This is a genomic window from Pseudonocardia wallangbongensis, assembly GCF_054486945.1.
The window spans coordinates 740,553-764,507 of sequence record NZ_JBRERS010000004.1; the positions used below are offsets into that span (position 1 = coordinate 740,553).

At 73.4% G+C, this 23,955-nt stretch carries 23 protein-coding genes and 1 pseudogene; 14 read left to right on the forward strand and 10 right to left on the reverse strand.

Translation table 11 applies throughout. The features are described from left to right. Positions 1–39 precede the first annotated feature (39 nt). Positions 40–972, forward strand: coding sequence for a LysR family transcriptional regulator (locus ACU436_RS18785; RefSeq protein WP_459026945.1), 933 nt, complete (start codon positions 40–42; stop codon positions 970–972). Between the two features lie 27 nt (positions 973–999). On the opposite strand, the gene ACU436_RS18790 is transcribed toward ACU436_RS18785, so the two are convergent. Genes ACU436_RS18790 through ACU436_RS18800 form a run of 3 tightly spaced genes read right to left on the reverse strand, consistent with a single transcriptional unit; the run spans position 1,000 to position 3,209 of the window. After that, on the reverse strand, positions 1,000–1,200 hold the full coding sequence (locus ACU436_RS18790; protein WP_459026946.1) for a DUF397 domain-containing protein: 201 nt from the start codon (positions 1,198–1,200) through the stop codon (positions 1,000–1,002). A gap of 22 nt (positions 1,201–1,222) precedes the next feature. After that, a complete protein-coding gene (locus ACU436_RS18795) occupies positions 1,223–2,044 on the reverse strand; it encodes a helix-turn-helix domain-containing protein (protein WP_459026948.1) in 822 nt (273 codons plus the stop codon). Between the two features lie 43 nt (positions 2,045–2,087). Continuing rightward, on the reverse strand, positions 2,088–3,209 hold the full coding sequence (locus tag ACU436_RS18800) for a PTS fructose transporter subunit IIC (RefSeq protein ID WP_459026950.1): 1,122 nt from the start codon (positions 3,207–3,209) through the stop codon (positions 2,088–2,090). Between the two features lie 255 nt (positions 3,210–3,464). Between ACU436_RS18800 and ACU436_RS18805 the strand changes: the two genes are divergently transcribed. After that, on the forward strand, positions 3,465–5,216 hold the full coding sequence (locus ACU436_RS18805) for a transposase (protein ID WP_459026952.1): 1,752 nt from the start codon (positions 3,465–3,467) through the stop codon (positions 5,214–5,216). Positions 5,217–5,365: 149 nt separating this feature from the next. Here the strand turns inward: ACU436_RS18805 and ACU436_RS18810 are convergent, their stop codons facing one another. Further along, complete coding sequence (locus ACU436_RS18810; RefSeq protein WP_459026953.1) at positions 5,366–6,712, reverse strand: MFS transporter; 1,347 nt, start codon at positions 6,710–6,712, stop codon at positions 5,366–5,368. Positions 6,713–6,868: 156 nt separating this feature from the next. On the opposite strand from ACU436_RS18810, the gene ACU436_RS18815 reads away from it, so the two are divergent. Further along, positions 6,869–7,210 carry an MmcQ/YjbR family DNA-binding protein gene (locus ACU436_RS18815; protein ID WP_459026955.1) on the forward strand — a complete coding sequence of 114 codons (342 nt, stop codon included), beginning with the start codon at positions 6,869–6,871 and terminating at the stop codon, positions 7,208–7,210. Here the strand turns inward: ACU436_RS18815 and ACU436_RS18820 are convergent. After that, positions 7,195–7,944 (reverse strand): annotated as a pseudogene (locus tag ACU436_RS18820) (HAD-IC family P-type ATPase); the annotation flags it as partial. The gene ACU436_RS18815 and the pseudogene ACU436_RS18820 sit on opposite strands and share 16 nt — an antisense overlap. A 172-nt stretch (positions 7,945–8,116) precedes the next feature. Here ACU436_RS18820 and ACU436_RS18825 point away from each other — a divergent pair. The 8 genes from ACU436_RS18825 to ACU436_RS18860 all read left to right on the forward strand — a co-directional run bounded on the left by ACU436_RS18825 (position 8,117) and on the right by ACU436_RS18860 (position 16,673). Further along, positions 8,117–8,983, forward strand: coding sequence for a DUF559 domain-containing protein (locus ACU436_RS18825; RefSeq protein ID WP_459026957.1), 867 nt, complete (start codon positions 8,117–8,119; stop codon positions 8,981–8,983). 354 nt (positions 8,984–9,337) lie between these two features. Next, complete coding sequence (locus tag ACU436_RS18830; RefSeq protein WP_459026959.1) at positions 9,338–9,916, forward strand: PspC domain-containing protein; 579 nt, start codon at positions 9,338–9,340, stop codon at positions 9,914–9,916. 81 nt (positions 9,917–9,997) lie between these two features. After that, the gene (locus tag ACU436_RS18835) at positions 9,998–10,552 is read left to right on the forward strand and encodes an Rv1733c family protein (protein ID WP_459026961.1); all 555 of its coding nucleotides are present in this window, start codon (positions 9,998–10,000) and stop codon (positions 10,550–10,552) included. Positions 10,553–10,618: 66 nt separating this feature from the next. Further along, positions 10,619–12,328, forward strand: a complete 1,710-nt coding sequence (locus tag ACU436_RS18840; protein WP_459026963.1) for a sensor histidine kinase — start codon at positions 10,619–10,621, stop codon at positions 12,326–12,328. Positions 12,329–12,435: 107 nt separating this feature from the next. Continuing rightward, positions 12,436–13,188, forward strand: a complete 753-nt coding sequence (locus tag ACU436_RS18845) for a hypothetical protein (protein WP_459026965.1) — start codon at positions 12,436–12,438, stop codon at positions 13,186–13,188. A gap of 100 nt (positions 13,189–13,288) precedes the next feature. Continuing rightward, complete coding sequence (locus ACU436_RS18850) at positions 13,289–13,780, forward strand: CBS domain-containing protein (protein ID WP_459026967.1); 492 nt, start codon at positions 13,289–13,291, stop codon at positions 13,778–13,780. Between the two features lie 46 nt (positions 13,781–13,826). Next, complete coding sequence (locus ACU436_RS18855; RefSeq protein WP_459026968.1) at positions 13,827–15,539, forward strand: MFS transporter; 1,713 nt, start codon at positions 13,827–13,829, stop codon at positions 15,537–15,539. Between the two features lie 78 nt (positions 15,540–15,617). Further along, positions 15,618–16,673: a methyltransferase gene (locus ACU436_RS18860; protein ID WP_459026969.1), complete on the forward strand. Its 1,056-nt coding sequence runs from the start codon at positions 15,618–15,620 to the stop codon at positions 16,671–16,673. A 9-nt stretch (positions 16,674–16,682) separates the two neighbouring features. On the opposite strand, the gene ACU436_RS18865 is transcribed toward ACU436_RS18860, so the two are convergent. Then, positions 16,683–16,994 (reverse strand): hypothetical protein, encoded by a 312-nt coding sequence (locus tag ACU436_RS18865; RefSeq protein ID WP_459026971.1) that lies wholly within the window; start codon positions 16,992–16,994, stop codon positions 16,683–16,685. A gap of 490 nt (positions 16,995–17,484) precedes the next feature. Between ACU436_RS18865 and ACU436_RS18870 the strand changes: the two genes are divergently transcribed. After that, positions 17,485–18,099, forward strand: a complete 615-nt coding sequence (locus tag ACU436_RS18870; protein ID WP_459026973.1) for an MSMEG_1061 family FMN-dependent PPOX-type flavoprotein — start codon at positions 17,485–17,487, stop codon at positions 18,097–18,099. Positions 18,100–18,182: 83 nt separating this feature from the next. Here ACU436_RS18870 and ACU436_RS18875 read toward each other — a convergent pair whose 3' ends face one another. Continuing rightward, positions 18,183–19,568, reverse strand: coding sequence for an RNA polymerase sigma factor (locus ACU436_RS18875; protein WP_459026975.1), 1,386 nt, complete (start codon positions 19,566–19,568; stop codon positions 18,183–18,185). A gap of 237 nt (positions 19,569–19,805) precedes the next feature. On the opposite strand from ACU436_RS18875, the gene ACU436_RS18880 reads away from it, so the two are divergent. After that, positions 19,806–20,705, forward strand: a complete 900-nt coding sequence (locus ACU436_RS18880) for an inositol monophosphatase family protein (protein ID WP_459026976.1) — start codon at positions 19,806–19,808, stop codon at positions 20,703–20,705. 381 nt (positions 20,706–21,086) lie between these two features. Here ACU436_RS18880 and cei read toward each other — a convergent pair whose 3' ends face one another. Both cei and ACU436_RS18890 read right to left on the reverse strand, forming a co-directional pair. Then, complete coding sequence (gene cei, locus ACU436_RS18885; RefSeq protein ID WP_459026978.1) at positions 21,087–21,746, reverse strand: envelope integrity protein Cei; 660 nt, start codon at positions 21,744–21,746, stop codon at positions 21,087–21,089. Then, entirely contained in the window at positions 21,743–22,846 is a 1,104-nt protein-coding gene (locus tag ACU436_RS18890) for a phosphotransferase family protein (RefSeq protein ID WP_459026980.1), read from the reverse strand. Before ACU436_RS18890 ends, cei begins: the two co-directional genes overlap by 4 nt. A gap of 246 nt (positions 22,847–23,092) precedes the next feature. Between ACU436_RS18890 and ACU436_RS18895 the strand changes: the two genes are divergently transcribed. After that, complete coding sequence (locus tag ACU436_RS18895; protein WP_075949968.1) at positions 23,093–23,395, forward strand: DUF4193 domain-containing protein; 303 nt, start codon at positions 23,093–23,095, stop codon at positions 23,393–23,395. 68 nt (positions 23,396–23,463) lie between these two features. On the opposite strand, the gene ACU436_RS18900 is transcribed toward ACU436_RS18895, so the two are convergent. Beyond that, a complete protein-coding gene (locus ACU436_RS18900; RefSeq protein WP_459026982.1) occupies positions 23,464–23,943 on the reverse strand; it encodes a DUF3093 domain-containing protein in 480 nt (159 codons plus the stop codon). Positions 23,944–23,955: the final 12 nt, after the last annotated feature.

The following is a 23,955-nucleotide window of genomic DNA, read 5'->3' on the forward strand; positions in this document are numbered from 1 at the left end:
GCTACCGCAAGTTCTGCCTCAAAGGCATAAGGTGGGCGGGTGGAGCTGCGGCACCTGCGCTACTTCCTCGCGGTCGCGGAGTTCGGCTCGCTCAACCGGGCCGCGACCCACCTGCTGGTGGCCCAGCCGTCGCTGAGCCGCCAGATCAGGTCGCTCGAGCACGAGCTCGGACGGCCGTTGCTGGAACGCAGCGCGCGCGGCGTCGCCCTGACGCCGGCCGGCACCGCGCTCGCCGGCCACGCCCGCCAACTGCTGGCACTCGAAGCGGCGACGGCCGACGTCGTCGCCGGCAGCGACCGGGCGCGGGAGACCGTGTCGGTCGGGGTACCGCCCGGCATCCCGCCGGACTGGCTGGTGGAGACCGTGCGGGCCATCGGCGCGGGCGTGCCGGACTGCACGCTCGCGCTCGTGGAGGCCAACACGTCCGAGCAGCTCCGGTCGCTGCAGAAGGGTGAGCTCGACGTCGGGCTCGTCCACCAGGCGCCGCCGTCGGGGCACATCGGCAAGCTGCTGTGGACCGAGCCCTTCGGCATCGCGCTGCGCCCCGGTCACGAGCTTGCCACCGCCCGGCTGGCCGACCTCGACGGGCTGCGCATCCTGATCCACTCGCGGGGACAGGTGCCCGACCAGCAGGACCGCCTCCTGGCCGCCACCACCACCGCGGGCGTGCACCCGACCTGGCTCTTCGCCCGGTTCGTCGAGCACGCCCTCGCGGCGGCCGAGGCCCACCGGGCCGACGCCGTGGTCGTCGGGGCGCGCACGGCGCGCAGGCAGCTGCCCGGCTGGCGCTGGACGCCGCTGCGCGACCTGCCGCTCTCGTTGACGACGTGGGTGGTGCGCCGCAGCGAGACGAGGCGGGTGGTCAAGTCGGTGGCCGACGAACTGGGCGATCGCCCCGAGCCGGCGGACCACGGCCACTTCACAGACCCAGCCCGGGCTGCACACAGGGCGGACAGGGCGGGCCTTGTGTGAAGGGCCTACTCGGTCTGTGAAGTCGGGTCAGGGACGGTCGAACTCGCCCGATCGCACGGCCGCCAGGAACTCCGTCCAGCTCGACGCCGGGTGGCGGTGTGCGGCCAGCGCCCGGTCCTTCGTGTCCCGCACGGCCACCTCGCGGGGGAGGAACGCCACCTCGACGCAGGAGTCACCATTGCCGCCGCTGAAGGTGCTCGTGAACCAGCGGAGCTCGTCGTCGTGCACGGCCTTTCCCCTTCGGACGGGCTCACCCACCGCCCAGCCGGCGGATCAGCGCCAGCGACTCGGGCGGGTCGAGCGCATCGGACACCACATGCTCGAACGCCAGCCTAGCCCGCGCGACGTCGCCGTCCTTGTCGAGCATCAGCGCACCGACGGTGTGCTCGATGTAGGTCATGTCCGGCTCTTCGAGGTCGCCGAAATGGAGGATGCTGAACCCGGAGGCCAGTGCTGCGTGGGCGCCGACCGCGGTCGGCAGCACCTGCAGGGTGACGGCGTCGAGCCCGGCGAGGGCGACCAGGTGGTCGAGCTGCTCACGAAGCCCGTCCGGCCCGCCCACCGGACGGTGGAGCGCGGCCTCGTCGATCACCGCCACCAGCTCCAGCGGACTCTCCGTGGAGGACAAGCGCTGCTGGCGATGCACGCGAGCGGCGACCTCGTTGTCGAGCTGCTCCTCCGAGCGCCGCACCGGCACCGCGCGCATCAGGGCCCGGGCGTAGTCCGCCGTCTGGAGCAGGCCGGGCACGTACCCGAGGGTGAAGACCTGGACCCGGCTCGCCTCGGTCTCGAAGGCGATGTAGCTGTTGTTGCCCAGCCCGTAGGCCCGCCACCAGCCGGGCTGCTGGGCTTCCCTGGCCAGGTCCAGCAGCTCGTTCCACCGGGCGCCGCCCACGTCGTAGACGTCGAGCATGCTCTTCACCCAGTGCACGTCGATGCCGACCTGGGCGTTCTCGATGCGGCTGAGCTTGCTCACCGAGAAGTCCAGCTTCGGGGCCGCGTGCTCCAGGGTGAGGCCGGACTGCTCGCGCAGGAGCTTCAGCTGTCGGGCCAGCACCCGCCGCCGGATCATCGATCCCTCGTGCCGCGTCACGTGACCCCCCGTTCTGTCCTGCTCACGGATCGTGGCACAGAGGATCCCGGGCGCGGGATTCCCGAATCCGCTGTTCCCGCGCCTTCAGGCCGAGAACGGCGGCGGCCGACACGAGGGTGCCGGCGGTGATCGCGAGGAGGTAGCCGAACGGGTTGCCGACCAGCAGGAGCACGAAGATCCCGCCGTGCGGGGTGGCCGCCGCGGCGCCGAAGGCGGCCGACAACCCGCCGGTCACGGCGGATCCGGCCAGGAGTGACGGCAGCACCCGCAGCGGGTCCGCGGCGGCGAACGGGATGGCGCCCTCCGTGACGTAGACGGCGCCGAGCAGCCAGGCCGCGCGCCCGTTCTCCCGCTCGGCGGGGGTGAACCAGTGGCCGCGCAGCGTGGTGGCGAGCGCCATCGCGAGCGGCGGCGTCATGCCCGCGGCCATGACGGCGGCCATCGTCGTCAGCGCCGCAGGCGCGCCCGTGGCCAGCCCGGCGACGGCGAACGTGTAAGCCGTCTTGTTGATCGGCCCGCCCAGGTCGGCGGCCACCATCAGCCCGAGCAGCGCGCCGGCCAGCGCGAGGCTGCCGGTGGACAGGTCGGCGAGGCCGCTCGTCAGCGCGGCGGTCAGGGCGGCCAGCGGTGCGCCGACGACGAGCCACATCACGGCGCCGGTGACCAGCGTGCCGGCCAGCGGCAGGACCAGCACGGGACGCAGGCCCGCGACGGCGCGGGGTGGGTGCCAGCGCGCGAGCCGGTCGACGAGCACCCCGGCGAGCACCCCGGCGACGAGCCCGCCGAGGAAACCGGCTCCGGTCTGGGCGGCGACGGTGCCGCCGACGAAACCGGGCACGAGCGCCGGGCGGTCGGCGATGGCGTGCGCGATGTACCCGCCGACCACGGGCACGAGCAGCCCGAAGGTGAGGGTGCCGAGCTGGTGCAGCAGCGCGGCCCAGCTCGTGCCGGCGAGCCAGTCGAAGCCGTCGGTCACCGGGGGTGCAGTGCCGATCGCCGCGCCGCCGAGCGCGTAGCCGAGCGCGAGCAGCACGCCACCGGTGACGACGAACGGGATCGCGTAGCTCACGCCCTGCATGAGCTTGCCCTGGACCGCGGCGACGGTCGGGATGGAGGTGGGGTGGGTCAGGGTGGGAGCGTCCATCTCGGGCCTCCTGTCGTCAGGTGGCTAGGAGCGTGCTGAAGGGCTTCGGCCGTAGCGAGCGGCGGCCAGGTGGCCGCATCGCAAGGCGGAGGAGGAAGGCCGATACCGGGTTGTATCTGCGACGACGACAACGCAGCGAGGTGGCCGCCTGGGCGTCGCGCAGTAGGTCGGGGTCCTTCAGCACGCTCCTAGGTGGCTGGTGTCTTTCGCGTGGCGGTCGCCCGGTTGGGTGACCGGCTGGGAGAGGATCTCGGGGTGACGCTGGGGCGTGCCGATCGCCAGGTCGACCTGTTCGACGACGCTGCCGGGTTCTGTGAGCAGTCGTTGCCGGAGAACTCGATTTACCGGTTCCTCGCGCGTGAGCGGGACCGGTTGTTCCCGGACGAGCTGTTCGCGGACCTGTTCACTGATCGGGGTCGGCGGTCGGTGCCGCCGTCGGTGGTGGCCACGGTGATGGTGTTGCAGCGCCTGGATGGGCTGTCGGATCGGGAGGCGGTCGACCGGTACGCCTTCGACGTGCGGTGGCGTTACGCGGCCGGGGCCGGCGGCTACGGCGCCGGTGGGTGGGCTCGGTTCGCGCACACGGTGCTGGTCGACATGCGCGAGCGGCTGCGCGGCTCGCAGCGCCCGAACCGGATCTTCGAGGTGGGTCTGGAAGCGGCGCACGAGGCCGGTTTGGTCGGCCGACGCCGGGTGCTGGACTCCACGCCGCTGTATGACGCGGTGGCCACGATGGACACCGTCACGTTGATCCGCTCGGCGCTGCGTGGGCTGCTCGCAGCCACCGACACCGCGGCCAACACCGACCTGAACGCGGAGCTGCGGGCGGTGCTGAGCAGTGGGGATGACTACGCGTCGGCCGGTAAACCACAGATCGACTGGGATGACCGGGCTGCTCGTGAGGAGTTGATCGACTCCCGGGCGCGGGACGGGTTCGCTGCCTTGGCCGTGCTGGATGGGCGCGTGCTCGACGATGCGGTGGGTCAGGCTGCGACGCTGCTGGCCACGGTGCTGGGCCAGGATCTGGAATCCGGCCCTGACGGGGTGTTGCAGATCGCGCGCCGGGTCGCCAAGGACCGGGTGATCTCCACGGTGGACCCGGACACTCGGCACGGGCACAAGACCTCGGCGCGCGGGTTCGACGGCTACAAGGGCCACGCCGCGGTGGACCCGGACTCGGAGATCATCACCGCCACCAAGGCCACCCCGGGCAACGCCGGTGACGCTAGCGCCGCGCAGGACCTGATCGCCGACCTTCTCCACGACCAGCAGGACGACCAGCAGGACGACCAGCAGGACGACCAGCAGGACGACCAGCCCGGCCCCGCCGGGTCACAACCAGCCGGCCCGGCCACCGAGCCCGAGACCACCGAGCCGCACGCGCACGGCGGCGAGGACGGCGGCGAGGACGGCGGCGAGGCGGCGACGGTCTATGGCGACAACGCCTACGGCACCGGCGAGTTCCACGACCGGCTGCTCGATGCCGGGATCGAGTCGCGCTGCAAGACCCAGACACCCACCGCGGCGGGCGGCCGGTTCAGCAAGGACCGGTTCGACATCAACCTCGGTACCGACCTCGACCCCGGCTTCGGTGCCGGCACGGTCAGCTGCCCGGGCGGGGTCACTGCCTCGATCCGGCCGGCCCGTGCCGGCGGCGGCATGGCCTACTTCGGGACGGCTTGCCAGGCGTGTCCGCTGCGCGCGCAGTGCACCACCGCCGCCGGCGGGCGCACGATCAACATCGGCCTGCACGAGCAGACCCTCACCGACGCCCGGTCACGCCAGACCGACCCCGCCTGGATCGCCGACTACCGTGCCACCCGCCCCAAGGTCGAACGCAAGCTCGCCCACCTGATGCGCCGCCGCCACGGCGGGCGACGCGCCCGGGTCCGCGGCACCCGCCGCGTCGACGCCGACTTCCGGCTACTGGCCGCCGCGGTCAACTACGCCCGGCTAGCCGTGCTCGGCGTCCGCACAACCGCCCAGGGATGGGCAACGGCAGGCTGACCAGCAGCGATACACCAGCACCGAGGCCTGTCCTCGCCAGCCTGTCGGCCAGCACAACCGCGAAGCGCGTTCCGCGGAACACGCGGAACCACCCCGGCAACTCGATCACAGAGAAGCTCGCAGCCCGCATGACCCGCCAGCCAAGCGGGTCACACTCCCGAACACCCCGTTCGACACCAGCCACCTAGGGCTTCGAGCCCGGGGTACGGGCGCCGGTCGGCGGCGGGTCCGGAGAGCTGCGCGTGGAGCACGCCGAGCTCCGAGGTGTGCCGCGCGACGGCGGTGCTGATGGCCTGGAGCACGCGTTCGCCGCCACCCAGCGCGGGCACGGCCAGCGCCGCGGCCACCGCGGCCAGCGCGGCGACGGTCGCGAAGGCGACGGGCAGCCCGACCGCCTCGGCGACGATGCCCAGGAGCGGCGGGCCGCCGAGCAGCCCGGTGTAGCCGACCGTCGAGGCGAGCGCGACCCCGCCGGCGCCGGCGTGGGCGCCGGACCGCGCGATCGCGATCGGGAAGACGTTGGCCAGGCCGAGCCCGATCAGCACGAAGCCGGCGAGCACGATCGCGACGTCCGGCACGGTGGCCACCACCAGCGCCCCCGCGGTCGCTAGCAGCGCCCCGGCGGTCACCACGCGGGTCGGTCCGAGGGCGTGGACGAGGCCGTTCCCGGCCAGCCGGCCGCAGGCCATGGCGAGCGAGAAACCGGAGTAGCCGGCGGCCGCGAGCACCGGCGTCGCGCCGATCTCCTGCAGGTGCAGCGCACCCCAGTCGGTGACGGCGCCCTCGCCGAACGCCGTGCACCCTGCGATGACGCCCAGCACGACGACGATGCCGCGGGTGGTGCCGCGCGGCGCCGGTCGTTCGTCGCCGTCCCGGGCTCGCGCACCGTCGGCGGCGAGCAGGGCGGGCGCCACGACCGCCGTCGCGAGTGCTCCGAGCGCGGCGACGACGAGCAGGTGCACGGCCGGCGAGACGGATGCGGCGACGGCCCCACCGGCGGCAGCCCCGGCGAGCCCGCCGAAGCTGAACCCGGCGTGCAGGGACGGCAGCACCGGCCGGTGCAGCGCGGCTTCGACCTGCACGCCGATGGCGTTGGCGGCCACGTTCAACGTTCCGGTCGCGGCGCCGAACACCAGCAGCGCGGCCGCGAGCCCGGGGACCGAGCCGGTGAGGCCGGGGAGGGCGATCGCGGCGCTGGTGGCGATCGCGGCGGCCACCCCGGCGAGCCCCGGGCCGAACCGGGCGCAGAGCGCGCCGGTGAGCTGCATGCTGGCGAGCGCGCCGAGCGACACGCACAGGAGGGCGAGCCCGAGGGTCGTCGGACCTGCGCCGACGCCCGTCGCGACGTCGGGGATGCGCGCGGCCCAGGAGCCGAAGACGGCGCCGTCCACGGTGAACAGCACGGTCGCGGCGATGCGGTGCCGGCGCACGGAGTGAGGTGTCGGCCTGCGGCGGCGGGCCGTTCGCAGGCGTGCGGGATCGAGCGGGAAAGGCATGGCGGGTCCGTGATCGTCGACTTCTGCGGGCGGGTGGCGCGGCGACGGCGGGCACCGGTCTCCAGCATCCCGGGAGGCGGGCCCGGAATCGATCCAGATCGCGGTGAGACCGCTCACCGGGCCGGAACTGTCGTGCCCCCGGAGGAAGCTGGGCCCATGGTCACGGTCGACTCCGTGCGGCGGCTCGCCCTGTCGCTGCCCCGCACCACCGAGCACCTCATCCGCGACCGCGTGAAGTTCCGCGTCGGCCAGATCGTCTACGTCGCGTTCTCCCGCGACGAGACGGAGATGGGCTTCGCGTTCCCCAAGGAGGAACGCGACGCGCTCATCGCGTCCGACCCCGCGAAGTTCCACCTGCCCGGGCTCTCCGACCAGCGCTTCAACTGGGTGCACACCTGGACGGCCGCTCTCCCCGAGGACGAGATGCGCGAGTTCGTGGTGGACGCCTGGCGCATGGTCGTCCCGAAGAGCGTGGCCGCCGCTCACCTGTCGCGGTAGCGCAACACGCGCGCCCGGCCCGGTGTTCCTGCGCGCCGCCATGCCGCCGCTCGCAGGAGGCGCAGGCCGCCCAGCGCCACCGCGGCCGTGGAACCCTCGTGGCCGGCCACGCCCAGCGGGAGGGGGAGGGTGGCGACGAGGTCCCACGTCACGAGCACGGCGATCACGGTGGCCGCGATCGCGACGTTGGCCCGGACCACCCGGCGAGCGCGGCGGGAGAGGCCGAGCAGGTTCGGCAGGGTGGCGAGGTCGTCGCGGACGATCACGGCGTCCGCCGTCTCCACCGCCAGCGCGACGCCCCGCCCGCCCAGTGCCACCCCGACGTCGGCGGTCGCGAGGGCGGGGGCGTCGTTCACGCCGTCGCCGACGAGCAGCACCCGATGCCCGGCGGCCTGCAGGTCGCGCACCGCCGCGGCCTTGGCGTCCGGGAGGAGACCGGCCCGGACGTCGCCGATCCCGACCGCTGCGGCCACCCGGTGCGCGGCGGCCTCGTTGTCGCCGGTGAGCAGGACGGGCGGGTGGCCGGTCAGCTCCGCGAGCCGCGCCACCGTGTCGGCCGCGCCCGGGCGGATCCGGTCGACCAGCGCGAGCAACCCGGCCGGGCGGCCGTCGGCGGTCACGGCGACCACGGTGGCGCCCACGCCGCGACCGGGCAGGGAGTCGAAGTCGTCGGCGTCGGCGACGGTCAGACCGCGTTCCCGGGCGGCCTGCACGATCGCGGCTGCGAGCGGGTGCTCGCTGGGGGCCTGCTCGTCGCGGCCCTCGGCGCCCGCCCCGCCGCCCGCTGATCAGCGGAATCGGGACCTCCCGCTCACATACGAGCGCCAGGTCCCGCAGTCGGCGATCAACGGGCCCAATTCTCCCGAACGGCCACGGGGCGGACGGGGCTTCGCCGATGCTGGCGCGGTGTCCTTCGAAGCACTGGTGGAGCAGCAGGCCGGGGTCGTGTCCCTCGGGCAGGCCGAGGCTTGCGGGATATCCGGGTCCACGGTCCGGCGATGGGTCGCGGAAGGACGCTGGCAGAGGGTGCGACCCGCCATCTTCCTGGTGGGTGGGCACCGCTACACCGACGAGGCGCGCATCTGGGCGGCCGCGCTCTGGGCTGGACCGCACGGCGTGATCACGGGGCCTGCGGCCGCGTACTGGCACCGGATGCTGGATCGGGCCCCGATTCTCATCGACCTGACCGTGCCGGCGGGCAACAAACCGAAGTCGCAGCCGGGCATCCTGATCCACCGGCGTGACCTCGCTGTCGAGGACGTGCGGCAGCGATCCGGCGTGCGGGTCGCCGCCAAGCCGTTCGCCGCGCTCGAGACGGCGGTGGCCCTGCCGGACGGCTCGGTGTTCCTCGACCGAGCGCTGCAGAAGCACGTCCCGTTCGCCGAGGTCTACCGCGCCTACTGCCGCAACATGGGACGGCCGGGGTCGGCTGCGGCCGGTCAGCTCCTGACAGCCGCGGCCGACCGCGCCGCCTCCGCCGCGGAGCGGGTGCTCGTTCAGTTGCTGCGCGACGCGGGGATCGCCGGTTGGGTGCTGGGTCACCCGCTCGGCCCGTACTTGATCGACCTGGCCTTCCCCGCGCAGCGCGTGGCCGTCGAGGTGGACGGCTGGGCGTATCACGTCGACCCGGAGAGGTTCCGCAACGACCGGCGAAAGGGCAACTTCATCACCCGCAGCGGCTGGGACCTGCTCCGCTTCACCTGGCACGGACTCCACACCCAGCCCTCGGAATCGATCCGAGAGATCACGGAGACCCTTGCCCGCGCGCCGTGATCGTCAGACCCGGGACCTGGCGCCCATATACGGGCGGCAGGTCCCCGTGGTGCCGATCATGGCGGGCGCCCGGCTGGTGGGCCCGCCGTTCTTCCTGCTGGAACGGGCCCTTGGACCCTGTCCGGACACCTCCAGCCGAGCGATGCTCGTGCACGCCGGAGGGACGGACGGCCTGCGGCCGCCGAGGTGCCTGACGGGGCACGTCGGCCGGCGCGGCGTCGGCACCTCCGGCTGGTCCGGGGACCGCCCAACCGTGCTGGGGAGCGACGGCCGAGCGGTCCCCGGACCCCTCCGGGCCGTTGTGGGGCCGTTCGGTCCTATCCTTCCGACCTGCTCGGGGTCGACGGTGGTGGCATGGCGACGAGCGAACCGAACGGCCGGCCGGTGGCCGGGTTGCGCCGGAGTCGGCGGGATCGTGTCCTCGGCGGGGTGTGTGCCGGGATCGCCCGCGCAATCGGGGTGGCCCCCGTCATCGTCCGGATCGCGGCGGTGCTGCTGGTCCTGATCTCCGGCGGGATGGCGGTGGTGGCCTACCTGGTGGCGTGGGTGCTGATCCCGCAGGCCGTCGACGAGCCGGGGGACACCGGCGAAGCCCGCGCGGTCGAGCCTCCGCCGGGCAGCGCCAGGGAGGCGTGGACGGCGGTCGGCGGTGAGTTGAAGGCGTTGGCCGGGCACGTCCGCAGGCCCGCGCGACCGGCGGGGGGTGAGGACGGCGACGCGAATCCGAAGGCGCGCCCGTCCCTCCGGTCCGTGGACGCGGCGATGACGGAGCTGGGCGACCGGCTGCGCACCCCTGAGGTGCGGGAGGGCACGCGGCGCACGCTCGCCGGCCTGTCGACCGCCGTCGAGGCGAGCGTCGGGCAGGCCGGCGACCGGGAGCGGCGGAGCCGGCCTGCGGACGAGCCGCCTCCGGAACCCCGCGACGGCGTGTGACCGGGCATGGCTGCCGGTAGGCCCTACGACCCGGGCCCCACGGCCCTGTCGTGGTGGACGCCGGGGTGGCAGCGTCGCCACATGGCGGACGACCCTGGGACGGGGCGGCTGCCCCGCCGCGTCACCGACCGCATCGAGGACATCGCAGCCTGGGTCCTGACCGCGGGGGCGCTTCTGGTGGTCGTGGGCGCCTGCCTCACCGGCCTCGCCGTGCACGGCGAGGAGGCCGGAGAGAGCGACGGCTCGATGTCCCGGACGCGTGTCGTGCTGCTCGAGGATGCGGTCGTGGCCACCGGCGAGTACGGCTTGCACGAGCTGGTGCCGACCCCCGTCCGCTGGATCGACCGCGCCGGGACGGAGCACACCGGTTCCGTCGTGATGACGAGCCCCGCCGCCGCCGGCACCGAGGTCGTCGTGTGGGTGGACGCGGCCGGGAAGATCACGGGACCGCCGTTGCAGCCGGTGAACAAGGTGTTCGGCGGCATCATCGCGGCGGTGGGCGTGCTGTGTGCGGGCGGTACGGCGCTCGCCGTGACGTGGCTGGGCGTGCGTGAGGTGACCGGCCGCCTCAACTCCCGGCGGTGGGCGCGGGAGTGGGCCCGCGTCGAGCCCCTGTGGCGCCGCACCGTCCTCTGAGTACTTTCATCGGGCTCCAAGTTGGTGTTCACTCGACGTTGGGGGGTCGAGGATCTGGGGTTCGGGATGTCGGACGACTTCGGTGCGGTGCACCCACGGCGGAACGGCCTGGCGGGGCTGCGGTTGGACGAGCTGCTGCACGGCGTGCAGGAGCGGCTCGCCGAGATCGTGCAGCTCCGCGACCAGATGCAGGGCCTGCTCGACGCGGTGATGGCGGTGGCGTCGGGCCTCGAGCTGGACGCCACCCTGCAACGAATCGTGCAGTCGGCCGTCGACCTGGTGGACGCGCGCTACGGGGCGCTCGGCGTGCTGGCACCCGACGGGCGCATCGCCCGGTTCGTCACCGTCGGCATCGACGACGACACCCGCGCCCGGATGGGCCGGCTTCCCGAGGGGAAGGGGCTGCTGGGCCAGCTCGTCCTCGACCCGCGACCGCTGCGCCTCGCGGAGCTCTCGGCGCACGAGTCATCGGTCGGCTTCCCGCCCCACCACCCGCCCATGCGCAGCTTCCTCGGCGTTCCGGTGCGGGTGCGGGACTCGGTGTTCGGCAACCTCTACCTCACGGAGAAGCAGGGTGGTGGCGAGTTCACCGCCGATGACGAGGTGGTGCTCGAGGCGCTGGCCGCGGCCGCGGGGATCGCGGTGCAGAACTCGGACCTGTTCGAGCAGTCCCGATTGCGGCAGGCGTGGCTGCAGGCGTCCGGGGAGATCCGCGGGGAGCTGCTGTCGGGCGCCACGGAGGCGGACGCGCTCGGCCTCGTGGCGCTGCGCGCGCAGGAGCTGACCGGCTCGGACGCGGCGCTCATCGTGCTCGGGCCGGCCACCGCCGACGCGGGCTTCACGGTCGAGGCGCAACGCGGCATGGAGAGCGTCGACCTGGTCGGACGGTCGGTCGACGCGGGGGACCCGCTGCTGCGGGAGGTGGTCGACGCGCGCACCGCGGTGCTCGCCACCACGGTCGGCGGGCTGCGCGAGGCCGGCGACGCGCTCCTCGACTTCGGGCCCACGGTGGCGGTGCCGCTGCACTCGCACGACCGGGTGATGGGGGTGCTGGTCGCACTGCGGAGGCGGGAGACGCAGGTGTTCCAACCGAGCGAGGTGCCGCTGCTGACCTCGTTCGCGGAGCAGGCGGTCCTGGCCCTGGAGATGGGGGAGAAGAACCGGGCGCAGCGGAAGCTCGACGTGTTCGGCGACCGCGATCGGATCGCCCGCGACCTGCACGACCGCGTCATCCAGCGGCTGTTCGCCACCGGGCTGCAGTTGCAGAGCACGCTGCGCCGCAGCCCGGACCCGGCCGTGCAGGCGCGGATCCAGCAGGCGGTCGACGAGCTCGACGTGACGGTGCGGGAGATCCGCACGTCCATCTTCGACCTGCACACCGCCGGCGAGGGCGCCGCGGGCGGGCTCCGTCGCCGGCTCATGGACACGGCCGCGGAGGCGGCGGAGGGGCACGGGCTGTCCAACTCGGTGCGGATCGCCGGGGCGGTCGACACGGTCGTCCCGCCCGAGGTGGGCACGCACGCCGTGGCGGTGGTGCAGGAAGCCGTGAGCAATGCGGCCCGGCACGCGGCGGCGCGGACGGTGACGCTCACGGTGGAGGCCGGTGACGAGCTGCTGATCGAGGTCGCCGACGACGGGTGCGGGATCGATCCGCGCGGCGCCCGCAGCGGTCTGCGGAACCTGGAGAGCCGGGCGCGCGAGTGCGGGGGCTCGTTCCAGGTGCGGCCGGCGTCGCGGGGCGGCACGCTCCTCCGCTGGCGGGTCCCGCTGTGCTGACCGGGGCGTCCGGCCCGTCCGACAGGCACACTTCCGGACCGAAGACCGTGGATTCGCGGGCCCTCCGGCCGTCGTCCGTCGGGTGTCGTGCCCCCACGCTCGTCCAGGTGACCGCAGAGCACCTCGCACGTCAACCGGCGCTGGGATCGAACGATCGCGCCTCGCCGCTCGCGGCGACGCTGGACGCCGCTCTGGCCGAGGTCGACGTCCGGCCCTTCGCCGGTGCCCGCCGGTGGTGGGTCGTCTCGAAGAACGGTGGGATCGAGCTGCACGTCACGTGGACGCCGCACCTCCACACGCCCGCGCTCAGGGCGACTCGCGTCGCCGTCGGGTCCGCGTTGCTCGCCGTCCGGCTCGCGGTGGCGGTGTCCGGGTGCCGGCCGGTCACGGCGCTGCTGCCCGGCGGACGGACCCGCGGTGTGCTCGCGATCGTGCGCTGCGGCGCCCCGGCCCGGCCGACCAGGGTCGAGCGCGTCCTGTTCGACGCGCTGGTGCGGGCCCGGCCGGCCGCCGCGTCCGTGCCGGCCGCCCTCGCGATGCCGCAGCTGCGGTCGTCGGTCGAGACCGAGGGCGCCTGGCTGCGCACCGTCGTCGACCCGGCCGACGGCGAGCGGTTGCGGCGCCTGCTGGGCCTCGTGCCCGGTTCGCTCCTCGCCGTTCTCGGCAGCCATGGCGAGCTGCCCGCGGCCGATCTCGTCGCCGGGCAGGGTCTGCAGCGCCTGCTCTGCACCGCGAACGCGCTCGGCGTCGCGGTCGACGTGGTGGGCGGGCCCGTGGAGCTGGGCGAGCGGCCCCGCACCGGTGGGGGGTTCGGGCTGACGGAGCAGGTGCTGGTGCAGGTCGGGCGGTCCGGCGGGTAGGGGGCGCGGCGACCTGGGTACCCGACCCCGTCCGTCGGACTTCGTCTCGACGAGCATCGGTGCCGTGTTGCTGGGGGTCGTGTTGCTGGGGAAGCGGTTCATGAGGAGACCGCGGTGGCGTCGCCGTACCCGCCGGATGGCCGCCACCGAGCTGTTCGCCGGCGATGTGATGACGCCGCGGCCGTACCTGGCTCCGGGGTGGTGGACGGTGCAGGCGCTGGTGGAGCAGCTGCTCGGGCCCGAGGGGCCCCGGCACCGCGTGTTCCCGGTGGTCGATCTCGACGGGCGGCTGGTCGGGCGCCTGCACCTCGCCGAGCTCTCCGCGATCGAGCCGCAAGCGCGCCTGACGACCACCGTCGCCGACGTGGCCCGCCCGGTGCCGGCCGAGCTCGTGGTCGACCACGACATGCCGCTGGATCGGGTTCTGTGCCGCCCGCACTGCCCCGGCCGCGACCTCGTCGTCCAGCGGGGCGGCCGCGTGGTCGGGCTCATCGCCGTGTCGGATCTGCAGCGTGCGGCCGAGCTGGCGGCGCTGCGGGCCGAGGCGGCGGGCCGTCGGGTTCCGTGGAACGGGTCGATCGGCTGGGAATGACGGATCACACCGCCCGTGGAGGCCCTCGGGCGTAGAATCATTATCAATGCTAACCAATGATGCGGAGGGTTCCCGCTACAAGTGGGTGGCGCTCTCCAACACGACCATCGGCGTGCTGATCGTCACGATCAACATGTCGATCCTGCTGATCGCGCTGCCCGACATCTTCCGGGGCATCGGCATCGACCCGCTCGCGCCGGGCAACATCGGCTACCTGCTCTGGCTGATCATGGGCTACCTCGTGGTGACGGCGGTGCTCGTGGTCAGCTTCGGCCGACTGGGGGACATCTTCGGCCGCACGCGGATGTACAACCTCGGCTTCGCGGTGTTCACCGTGTTCTCGGTGCTGCTCGCCGCCGTGTGGATGCAGGGCGACGCCGCAGCGCTCTGGCTGATCATCATGCGGATCCTGCAGGGCGTCGGCGGGGCGCTGCTCCTCGCCAACTCCACGGCGATCCTCACCGACGCGTTCCCGGCACACCAGCGCGGGCTCGCGCTCGGCATCAACCAGGTCGCCGGCATCGCCGGTTCGTTCATCGGGCTCATCGTGGGCGGGGTGCTGGCCCCGCTGAACTGGCGGCTGATCTTCCTGGTGTCGGTGCCCGTCGGGGTGTTCGGGACGGTCTGGGCGTACCTCAAGCTGCGCGAGAGCGGCATCCGCAAGCAGGCTCGGCTGGACTGGTGGGGCAACATCACGTTCGCCGTCGGGCTCGTCGCGGTGCTCGTCGGCATCACGTACGGCATCCAGCCCTACGGCGACCACGCCATGGGCTGGGGGAACCCGATGGTGCTCACCTGCATCATCGGCGGGGCCGCCGTGCTCGCCGCGTTCGCGTGGATCGAGACCCGGGTTCCGGAGCCGATGTTCCACCTGTCCCTGTTCCGGCTGCGGGCGTTCACCGCGGGCAACATCGCGAGCCTGCTCGCCGCGCTGGGCCGGGGCGGGCTGCAGTTCATCCTGATCATCTGGCTGCAGGGGATCTGGCTGCCCGAACACGGGTACGACTTCGAGCAGACGCCGCTCTGGGCCGGGATCTACATGGTGCCGCTGACGATCGGGTTCCTGATCGCGGGCCCGGTGTCGGGGATGCTCTCCGACCGGTTCGGCGCCCGCCCGTTCTCCACCGGCGGCATGGTGCTCGCCGCCGCCAGCTTCGCCCTGATGGACCTGCTGCCGGTCGACTTCGACTACCGGGCGTTCGCCGCGCTGCTCGTGCTGAACGGCCTGGCGATGGGCCTGTTCAGCTCGCCCAACCGGGCGGCGATCATGAACAGCCTGCCGCCCGGCCAGCGCGGCGTCGGCGCCGGCATGACCTCCACGTTCCAGAACTCCGCGACGGTGCTGTCCATCGGCGTCTTCTTCTCGATGCTCATCCTGGGGCTCGCGAGCACCCTGCCCGGCACGCTCTACCAGGGCCTCGTCGCCAACGGCGTACCCGCCGACGCCGCCACGCGCGTGGCGAACCTGCCGCCGGTCGGGTCGCTGTTCGCCGCGCTCCTCGGCGACAACCCGATCCAGAACCTGCTCGGGCCCGACGTCCTCGCGACGCTGACCCCGCAGCAGGCGCAGTTCCTCACCGGTCGCACGTTCTTCCCCGAGCTGATCTCCGGCCCGTTCGCCTCCGGCCTCACGCTCGCGCTCGGCTTCGCGGCGGGCGCGTGCCTGGTCGCCGCGCTCGCGTCGGCCCTGCGCGGGCGGGCCTACCACCACAGGGAGCCGGACCAGCCCGAGCCGCTGCCGGCCGGCGCTCGGGTCTGACCCCCGCAGGGGGTTGTACCCCGGCCGGTGGCCCGCCCATGATTCGAGGGTCGTCGAACCTTCGTGGGAGGTGGCCTCGTGGCCGAGTCCGGGGACGGTGACGTCCTGGCCCATGCCGCCCGGCTGTTGGAGATGGTCAACAGCAGTTGGATGCCGCAGGCGCTGCGTACGGCCGCGGAGCTGGGCATCGCCGACCTGCTCGCTCCCGGTCCCCGCTCCGCGGCGGACCTGGCCGAGGCCACCAGCACGCACGCGCCGTCGTTGCACCGGCTGTTGCGCGCGCTCGTCGCGATCGACGTCGTCGGTGAGCGCGACGACGGGACGTTCGAGCTCACGCCGTCCGGCCGGCTCCTGCAGGCCGACGTCGAGGGCACGGTCCGCTCGTGGACGATCTACCAGGGCCGGGACGTCTGGGACGAGTGGGGCCTCATGCTGGAGGCCGTCCGGACGGGCCGGAGCGGGCGGGAGATCGCCACCGGCAAGCGCGGCGACTGGAAGCCGGGCTTCGAGCCGCTGCGCGACGACCCGGAGCGGGCCGCGATCTTCAACAAGGCGATGGCCGAGCTCACCCGCCTCAACACCCGCACGCTCGTGGCCGGGTACGACTTCGGCCGCTACGCGTGCATCGCCGACGTCGGCGGCGGCTACGGCGAGCTGGTCGCCGCGATCCTGGCCGCCAACCCGGGCTCCCGGGGCATCCTCTTCGACCTCCCGCACGCGATCGAGAACGCGCGCCCGCACCTGGAGAAGAACGGGGTCCTCGACCGCTGCGACGTGGTGAGCGGGAGCTTCTTCGACGGGGTCCCCGGTGACGCCGACCTGTACGTCATGAAGAGCGTGATCCACGACTGGGACGACGAGCGCGCCGCGGAGATCCTCGCCAACGTCCGGCGGGCCATGGGCGCGTCGTCGACCCTCGTGCTGATCGAGCGCCTGATGCCCGAACGGATGCAGCCCGGCAAGGAGTTCCACGCCCTCGCCCGCGCCGACATGAACATGCTGGTCGCCCACGCGGCCCCCGAGCGCACCGAGGCCCACTGGCGGCGGCTCCTCGGGTCGGCGGGCTTCTCGGTGGCCGGCATGTCGCCCATCACCGCGACGTCGACCGCGATCGAGGCCGTTCCGGCGGGGTGAGCGAGCGCGTCAGACGGACCGCGGCATCGTCACCGCCGCCACGACCGTCGCGCCGAGCAGGCAGGCGGCGCAGCCCACGAACGCCGCGGCGTAGCCGTGGGCGAGGGCCGTGCGCGGGACCGCGGCGAGTGCGGCGAGGCCGACGGCCCCGCTCGTCCGGCGGACGGTGTTCAGCACTCCCGCGGCGAGCCCGGCTCGGCCGCGGGGAACGCCGGTGGTGGCGGCGGTGGTGAGCGGGGTGAACGCGGCCGCGGTGCCGAACCCGAACACCATCCCGGGGCCGGCGATCAGCGCGAGCGTTCCGCCGTGGTCGAGCGCCATGGCCGACGCCGTCAGTTCCGACGACGCCGATCACCATGAAGGACACGGCCGCACGGCGCGGTCCGAGCCGGACCGTGAGGGGCCCTGCGGCCTGCGCTCCGGCGAACATCGCGACACCGACGGGCAGGTAGCCCGACCCGGCGAGGAGCGGCGAGTAGCCGAGCACGTCGCGCAGGTAGAGCGAGAGCAGGACGGGGGTGGCGAAGGAGCCCGGCCCCAGCAGGAACATCACCATGTTCCCGCTGCGCACCGAGCGGACCGCGAACAGCTCCAGCGGCATCAGCGGCTCGCGGGCCCACCGCCCCTGGTGCAGGAGGAACACCGCGAGCAGGGCGTCACCGGAGAGCAGCAACGCCCACACCTCGGCAGCGGCCCAGCCCAGCGCGGACGACCGCATCACGCCGGTCCGTCACCCTTCCGCCGGGCGTGGATGGACAGTGCTGACGACCCGCGCTTTCGCCTGAACGATAAGTAAGGCTAACCTCATCGAATGGGCCAGATCCGGAACGAGCGTGAGCTCAGGGAGATCGTGCGGGAGCCGTCCGCCGCGGTCGCAGACAAGGCGATCGACCACGTCGACGAGGTCTCGGCGGGGTTCATCGCGGCGAGCCCGTTCTTCCTGCTGGCCAGCACCGCCGCCGACGGAACGTGTGACGTCTCACCGCGCGGGGATCCGCCGGGGAGCGTGCTGCTGCTCGACGAGCGCACCCTCGCCTTCGGCGACCGCAAGGGCAACCGGCGCCTGGACAGCCTCCGCAACATCCTGGCCCACCCCGACGTCGGGATGTTGTTCCTCGTCCCGGGGGTCGGCGACACGCTGCGCGTGAACGGCACCGCCCGGATCGTCACCGACGTCCCGTACCTGCCCCGGCTCGCGGTTGCCGGCGTGACCCCCGACCTCGCGATCGAGGTCACCGTCCAGGAGATGTTCCTGCACTGCAGCAAGGCGTTCGTCCGATCCGCGCTCTGGGACCCGTCCACGTGGCCGGAGAAGAAGCAGGTGCCGACGGCCGGGCAGATGGTCCGCAGCCAGCACGGCGTGCCCGTCCCGGCCCGCCTCATCGACGCCGCCCTGCGCCGCGACGCACGCGTGAACCGGTACTGATCGGCGCCCGCGCCGGAGACGAACCGGACGCACAAGAAGGCCCTCCGAGCCGTACAGCTCGGAGGGCCCTTCCGGAGCCGTTCTCAGTCCAGGTAGTCGCGCAGAACCTGCGACCGCGACGGGTGGCGCAGCTTTGACATCGTCTTGGACTCGATCTGCCGGATCCGCTCCCGGGTGACCCCGTAGACCTGGCCGATCTCGTCGAGGGTGCGCGGCTGGCCGTCGGTGAGGCCGAACCGCAGCCGGACGACCCCCGCCTCCCGCTCGGACAGCGTGGCGAGCACCGACTGCAGCTGGTCCTGCAGCAGCGTGAAGCTGACGGCGTCGACCGCGACGACCGCCTCGGAGTCCTCGATGAAGTCGCCGAGCTGCGAGTCGCCCTCGTCGCCGATGGTCTGGTCCAGCGAGATGGGTTCCCGGGCGTACTGCTGGATCTCCAGCACCTTCTCCGGGGTGATGTCCATCTCCTTGGCGAGCTCCTCGGGAGTGGGCTCGCGCCCGAGATCCTGGAGCAGCTCACGCTGTATGCGGCCGAGCTTGTTGATGACCTCGACCATGTGCACCGGGATGCGGATGGTGCGGGCCTGGTCGGCCATGGCGCGCGTGATGGCCTGGCGGATCCACCACGTGGCGTACGTGGAGAACTTGTAGCCCTTGGTGTAGTCGAACTTCTCGACCGCGCGGATCAGGCCCAGGTTGCCCTCCTGGATGAGGTCCAGGAACGCCATCCCGCGGCCCGTGTAGCGCTTGGCCAGCGACACGACCAGGCGAAGGTTGGCCTCGAGCAGGTGGTTCTTGGCGCGCTCGCCGTCGCGGACGATCCAGCGCAGGTCGCGACGCATCTGCGGCGACACCTTCTCGCCCGCGTCGATCGTGCGGCGCATGCGCTCCGCGGCGTAGAGGCCGGCCTCGATCCGCTTGGCGAGCTCGACCTCCTCCTCCGCGTTGAGCAGCGCGACCTTGCCGATCTGCTTCAGGTACGCGCGGACCGAGTCGGCCGAGGCGGTGAGCTCGGCGTCCTTGCGGGCCTGCCGCAGCGCCTCGGACTCCTCCTCGTCCCAGACGAAGTCGGCCGACTGCTTCTGCTGCGAGCTGCGGGTGGTGGGGGCGCGACGGTTGGCCCCGGTGTTGGCGGGCTCCTCGTCATCGTCGTCGTCATCGTCGTCATCCACGACCTCGACGGCGTCGTCCCCGATCTCGGCATCGAGCTCGACGTCGACTTCCTCCAGCTCCCCGGCCTCGGGGGCGCCGTCCAGCTCCACCTCGCCGTCGAGCTCGGTGGGCTCGCCCTCGGCGCTGGGGTCGGCCTTCTTGCTGGGCTTGCCCGCCGTCTTGGCGCCCGAGCGTGACCGGGTGGTGCCGGTCTTCGCGGTTGCGCCCGACCGCTTGCCGGGTCGGCGAGCGGGAGCGGGACCTGCCGCCTGGTCGACGGTCGGGTCGATACGGGTTGCGGAGTCTGCGGCTGCCACTAGGCCCTCTCGCTGCGTGCGCTCTATGGTGCGCCGGGAGACGTCGAGCTCCGGCTGCTGGACGAGAATGTTGTGCTGGCACCTCGACGGACGGTGCTCGATCTCTGGTGTTGAGGACCATCCCGCGTCGGGGTACTGCGCCATTGTAACTGCGTGTGCTCCAACGGGCCGAAGCTGAGCCCGGTGGCCGCCCCGTGCAGGCCTGGCGCGCGCATCCGCGCGTCGCGGTGTGGTCGGATGGTCACCGTGAACGAGGCCCGTCCCACCGCTCCGACCACCCCCGCTCAGCCGGCCACGATCGCCGGCGACGAGCCCGCCGACCTGCGCCGCATCGCGGAGGACATCGTCACGGAGGCCGCCGAGCACCTCGCGGGGCTGCCCCGCCCGTGGGACGAGCGTGGCGGGGGCGCGGCGGGCGTGGCCACGAAGAGCACCCCGACGGACGTCGTCACCGCGTCCGACCACGCGCTGGAGGCCCTCATCCGCGAGCGGCTCGGCGCCCTGCGGCCCGGCGACGTCGTCGTGGGGGAGGAGCACGGGAGCACGGCGGGGGAGTCGCGCACCGTCTGGCTGGTCGACCCGATCGACGGCACCGTGAACTTCCTCTACGGCATGCCGTGGTACGCGATCTCGGTGGCCGCCGTCCGGGACGGCGTGTCGGTGGCGGGCGCGGTGATCGAGCCGGCCACCGGGCGGCTCTGGAGCGCCGTCGCCGGCGGCGGCGCCACCTGCGACGGGCGGCCGCTGCGCGTGTCGGGTGCCACCGACGTGTCGCTGTCGCTGCTCGGCACCGGCTTCTCCTACCGGCCGGAGCGCCGGGTGCGGCAGGCGCGCATGATCGGCGGGATGCTGCCGCGCGTGCGCGACGTGCGGCGGGCCGGGTCCGCCTCGCTCGACCTGTGCGCCGTCGCCGCGGGCTGGGCCGACGCCTACCTGGAGCACGGCTGCAACTGGTGGGACTGGGCGGCCGCCGCACTCATCGCGCAGGAGGCGGGCGCGCTCGTGCGGACACCCGGCCCGACCGGCAGCGTGCCCCCCGACGACGGGCTCGGCGCCGACGCGCTCTTCGCCGCCACCCCCGCGATCGCCGAAGAGCTCGCCGCGCTGGCCCGCGAGCACGGCGCCGCCGACGTCTGACGGTCCCTCGCACACCAACCGTGGCGCTCCCACACCAACTGCAGTTGGTGTGCCGGCACCACTGTTGGTGTGTGACGATCCGTCGACGGGCGCAGGCTCGAGCGTCGGGGGCCGGCTTCGCGGGCATGATCAAGGCTTCGGCGCGAAAGCGGGCGAAATCGACACGAGAATGCGCCCAATCGCCGATCGTGGGCCTGGGACACCCTGGTGTTCGCCGCTCCAGTGCTCCGTGCCGCAGTGAGCGCACCACATCGGCGATCACCCCACCCCGTGTCGGCTCACACACCAACATCCGTGCTCACACACCAACTGCAGTTGGTGTGTGAGCATCACAGTTGGTGTGCGACGCCCTGGGCCCGCCGGCGCTCGGCGCACCCCGGGTCAGCAGCTGGCGCTGCGCGCCTCCTCGACGAGCTCCGGGTCCACGGTGGTCGGGGCGGGGGCGGCCGCGGCGGCGTTCGGGTCGGCGTTGGCCGCGCCGTCGGTCCCGCCACCCGGGTCAGTGAGCTGGTCGATCGCGTCGCGCGCGGCGCGGCCCGGGTTGAAGTCGCCGAAGCCGGTACCCACCGACACGTCCACGCCGGCGTCCGGGCGGCCGTCGCGCACGAGCTCGGCGCACGGCATCACGAGCGTGAGGGTGCCGGCCGCCGCCTCACCGGCCGGGCCGAAACGCAGCTGGCCGTAGCACTTCATGTCCTCGTCCGGGAAGAGCGGGTCGTTGTCGGTGCCCTTGACCGAGAAACCGAGGTCGCCCAGCTGAGCGGCCACCAGGCTGGCCTGCCCGCGCTGCCCGCCCGCGTTGAGCACCTGCACCTGCACGGTGCTGGGCAGGGCCGGCGGCACCTCCGCCAGGGCGTCGCTGGACAGCACCTCACCGGCCGGCGGGTCGGGCACCGGGCAGGACGACGCGCTCGCCGCGCCGCCCGCGGTCACGAACACGACGCTCCACGTGGCGATCGCCACCACGGCCAGCACGCTGACCACGACGAGCACCGGCCCTTGCCGGCGACGCTGGTAGGGGCGGCTACGGGCAGCGGTCATCGGTCCAGTCCCTCCGCGAGCACGTGGTGGCCCAGCGCGACGAGCGGGGCGAGGCTGCCGTCGAGCCCGGCGGCCATGGATGCCGGCACCATCCCCGCATGCACGCGGGCGAGGATGCCGGCGAGCACCACGCCCAGCTTGAACGCGCCGAAGGCGACGTACCACGGCAGCGGGGCGAGGTCGATGCCCGAACCGGCGGCGTAGGCGTCCGCCACCTCGTCGCGGCGCAGGAAGCCCGGCAGCCGGGTGGGGCTCGACAGGTGCTGGGCGGCCCGCCACGTCGGGTGCTCGTCGGCCTGGTGCCAGTAGACGAGCAGCAGCCCGAGGTCGGCGAGGGGGTCGCCGAGCGTGGAGAGCTCCCAGTCGAGCACGGCCCGGATGCGTCCCGGGTCGGCGGCGTCGAACAGGCAGTTGTCGATGCGGTAGTCGCCGTGCACGATCGTGTGCCGCTGGGTGGCCGGCACGGTGGCCGCGAGCCGCTCGGCGAGCCGGGACAGCTCGGCGGCCGTCGCCGCGTCCGCCGGCACGCCGTCGCGGGCCTGCTCCCACTGCGCCACCCAGCGTCGCACCTGTCTGGTGAGGAAGCCCTCGGGGCGGCCGAAGTCGCCGAGCCCGGCGGCCTGCGGGTCGACGGCGTGCAGCGCCACGAGCACGTCGACGAGGGCCGTGCTCGCCCGGCGCCGCTCGTCCGCGGTGTTCGCCCATCCGGGTGGTAGTTCGCCGAGCGGTACGACGCCCTCGACGAGCTCCATGACGTAGCACGGCGCGTCCACCGGGGGCCCGTCCGTCGCGGCCGCCAACACCCGCGGCACCGGGACGGCGGTGCCGGCCAGCGCCGCGATCACGCGCCGCTCGCGGCCCATGTCGTGCGCCGTGGCCGCGACCCGGCCCACCGGCGGGCGGCGCAGCACGACGGCCCCCGCCGGGCTGTCCACCCGGTACGTCAGGTTCGACCGGCCCGCCCCGAGCGGCCCCAGCACACAGCCCCGCCAGCGCTCGTCGCCGAGCTCCTCGGCGAGCCATGCTCCGACGGCGACCGGGTCGGCCCCCGGCACGGGGCCGCTGTGCACGCGATCCCCGCGTTCGGGAGAGACAGCCACCCACGAACCCTAACCGCGCATGTGGACGCCACCTCCGGGCGACACGGGCAGGAGTGTGGACGGGCGCGCCCTGGGTTACCCTTCGGCGCCCCGAGGGGGAGCTCCACCACCGCGGGCGCGTTAGCGCATCACAGCCGCGAGTGGGGCTGGGTTGAGACGCGCGTCACAGAATCGCCGGGCACAAACCCCGGCCCTAGGGCGTTGTCCAGCCGCACGACGACGACAGTGTGTAAGAGGGTGGGAACGATGGCGACCGACTACGACGCGCCGCGGCGCAACGAGACCGACGACATGGCCGAGGACTCGCTCGACGAGCTGAAGGCCCGTCGCAACGAGGCCCAGTCGTCGGTCGTGGACGTCGACGAGTCGGACACGGCGGAGAGCTTCGAGCTGCCCGGCGCCGACCTGTCCGGCGAGGAGCTCACGGTCAAGGTGCTGCCCAAGCAGGCCGACGAGTTCACCTGCGCGAGCTGCTTCCTCGTCCATCACCGCAGCCGGCTCGCGTCGAGCAGCGGTGGACAGTTCATCTGCCGCGACTGCGCGGCCTGAGCCCCCGCAAGGGGAACCGAACAGCCCCGAACCGCACTCCGGTTCGGGGCCGCGTCGTGTTCTGGGCGTCAGCGGCCCAGGGCGGCCACCAGTGCGTCGGGGTCGCGGGTGCTGACGATCCAGTACGGCGTGTCGTCGTCCGGATCGGTCACCTCGATCCGGACGACCGGGCCGACCCACGCCCGGTGCACCAGATTGGCCGCCGGGTCGAGCTCCGGGCCCAGCGCCGCCTGCTTGTCCTTGCGCTGCACCACGTCGACCCGCCCGACGTGGCGCAGCGCGAGGCGGGCGTCGCCGGCCCGGAGCTCGCCGTCGGTGACCCGCACCCGCAGGTGGCCGAGCCACACCAGCGCCACGAGGCAGATCGGGATCGTGATCGCGTAGCCGATCCACGACCGGATGCCCGGATAGCCCATGTGCACCTCGGCGCCGAGCAGCACCGCCAGGCCGAGGGCCGGCAGGTACCACCACAGCGGTACGGACAACCGCTCGTCGAATCGAGGGGTGCCGGACGTCGCAGGCGGGGTGGCGGCCGGGTGCTCGTTCACACTTCCCGAGGG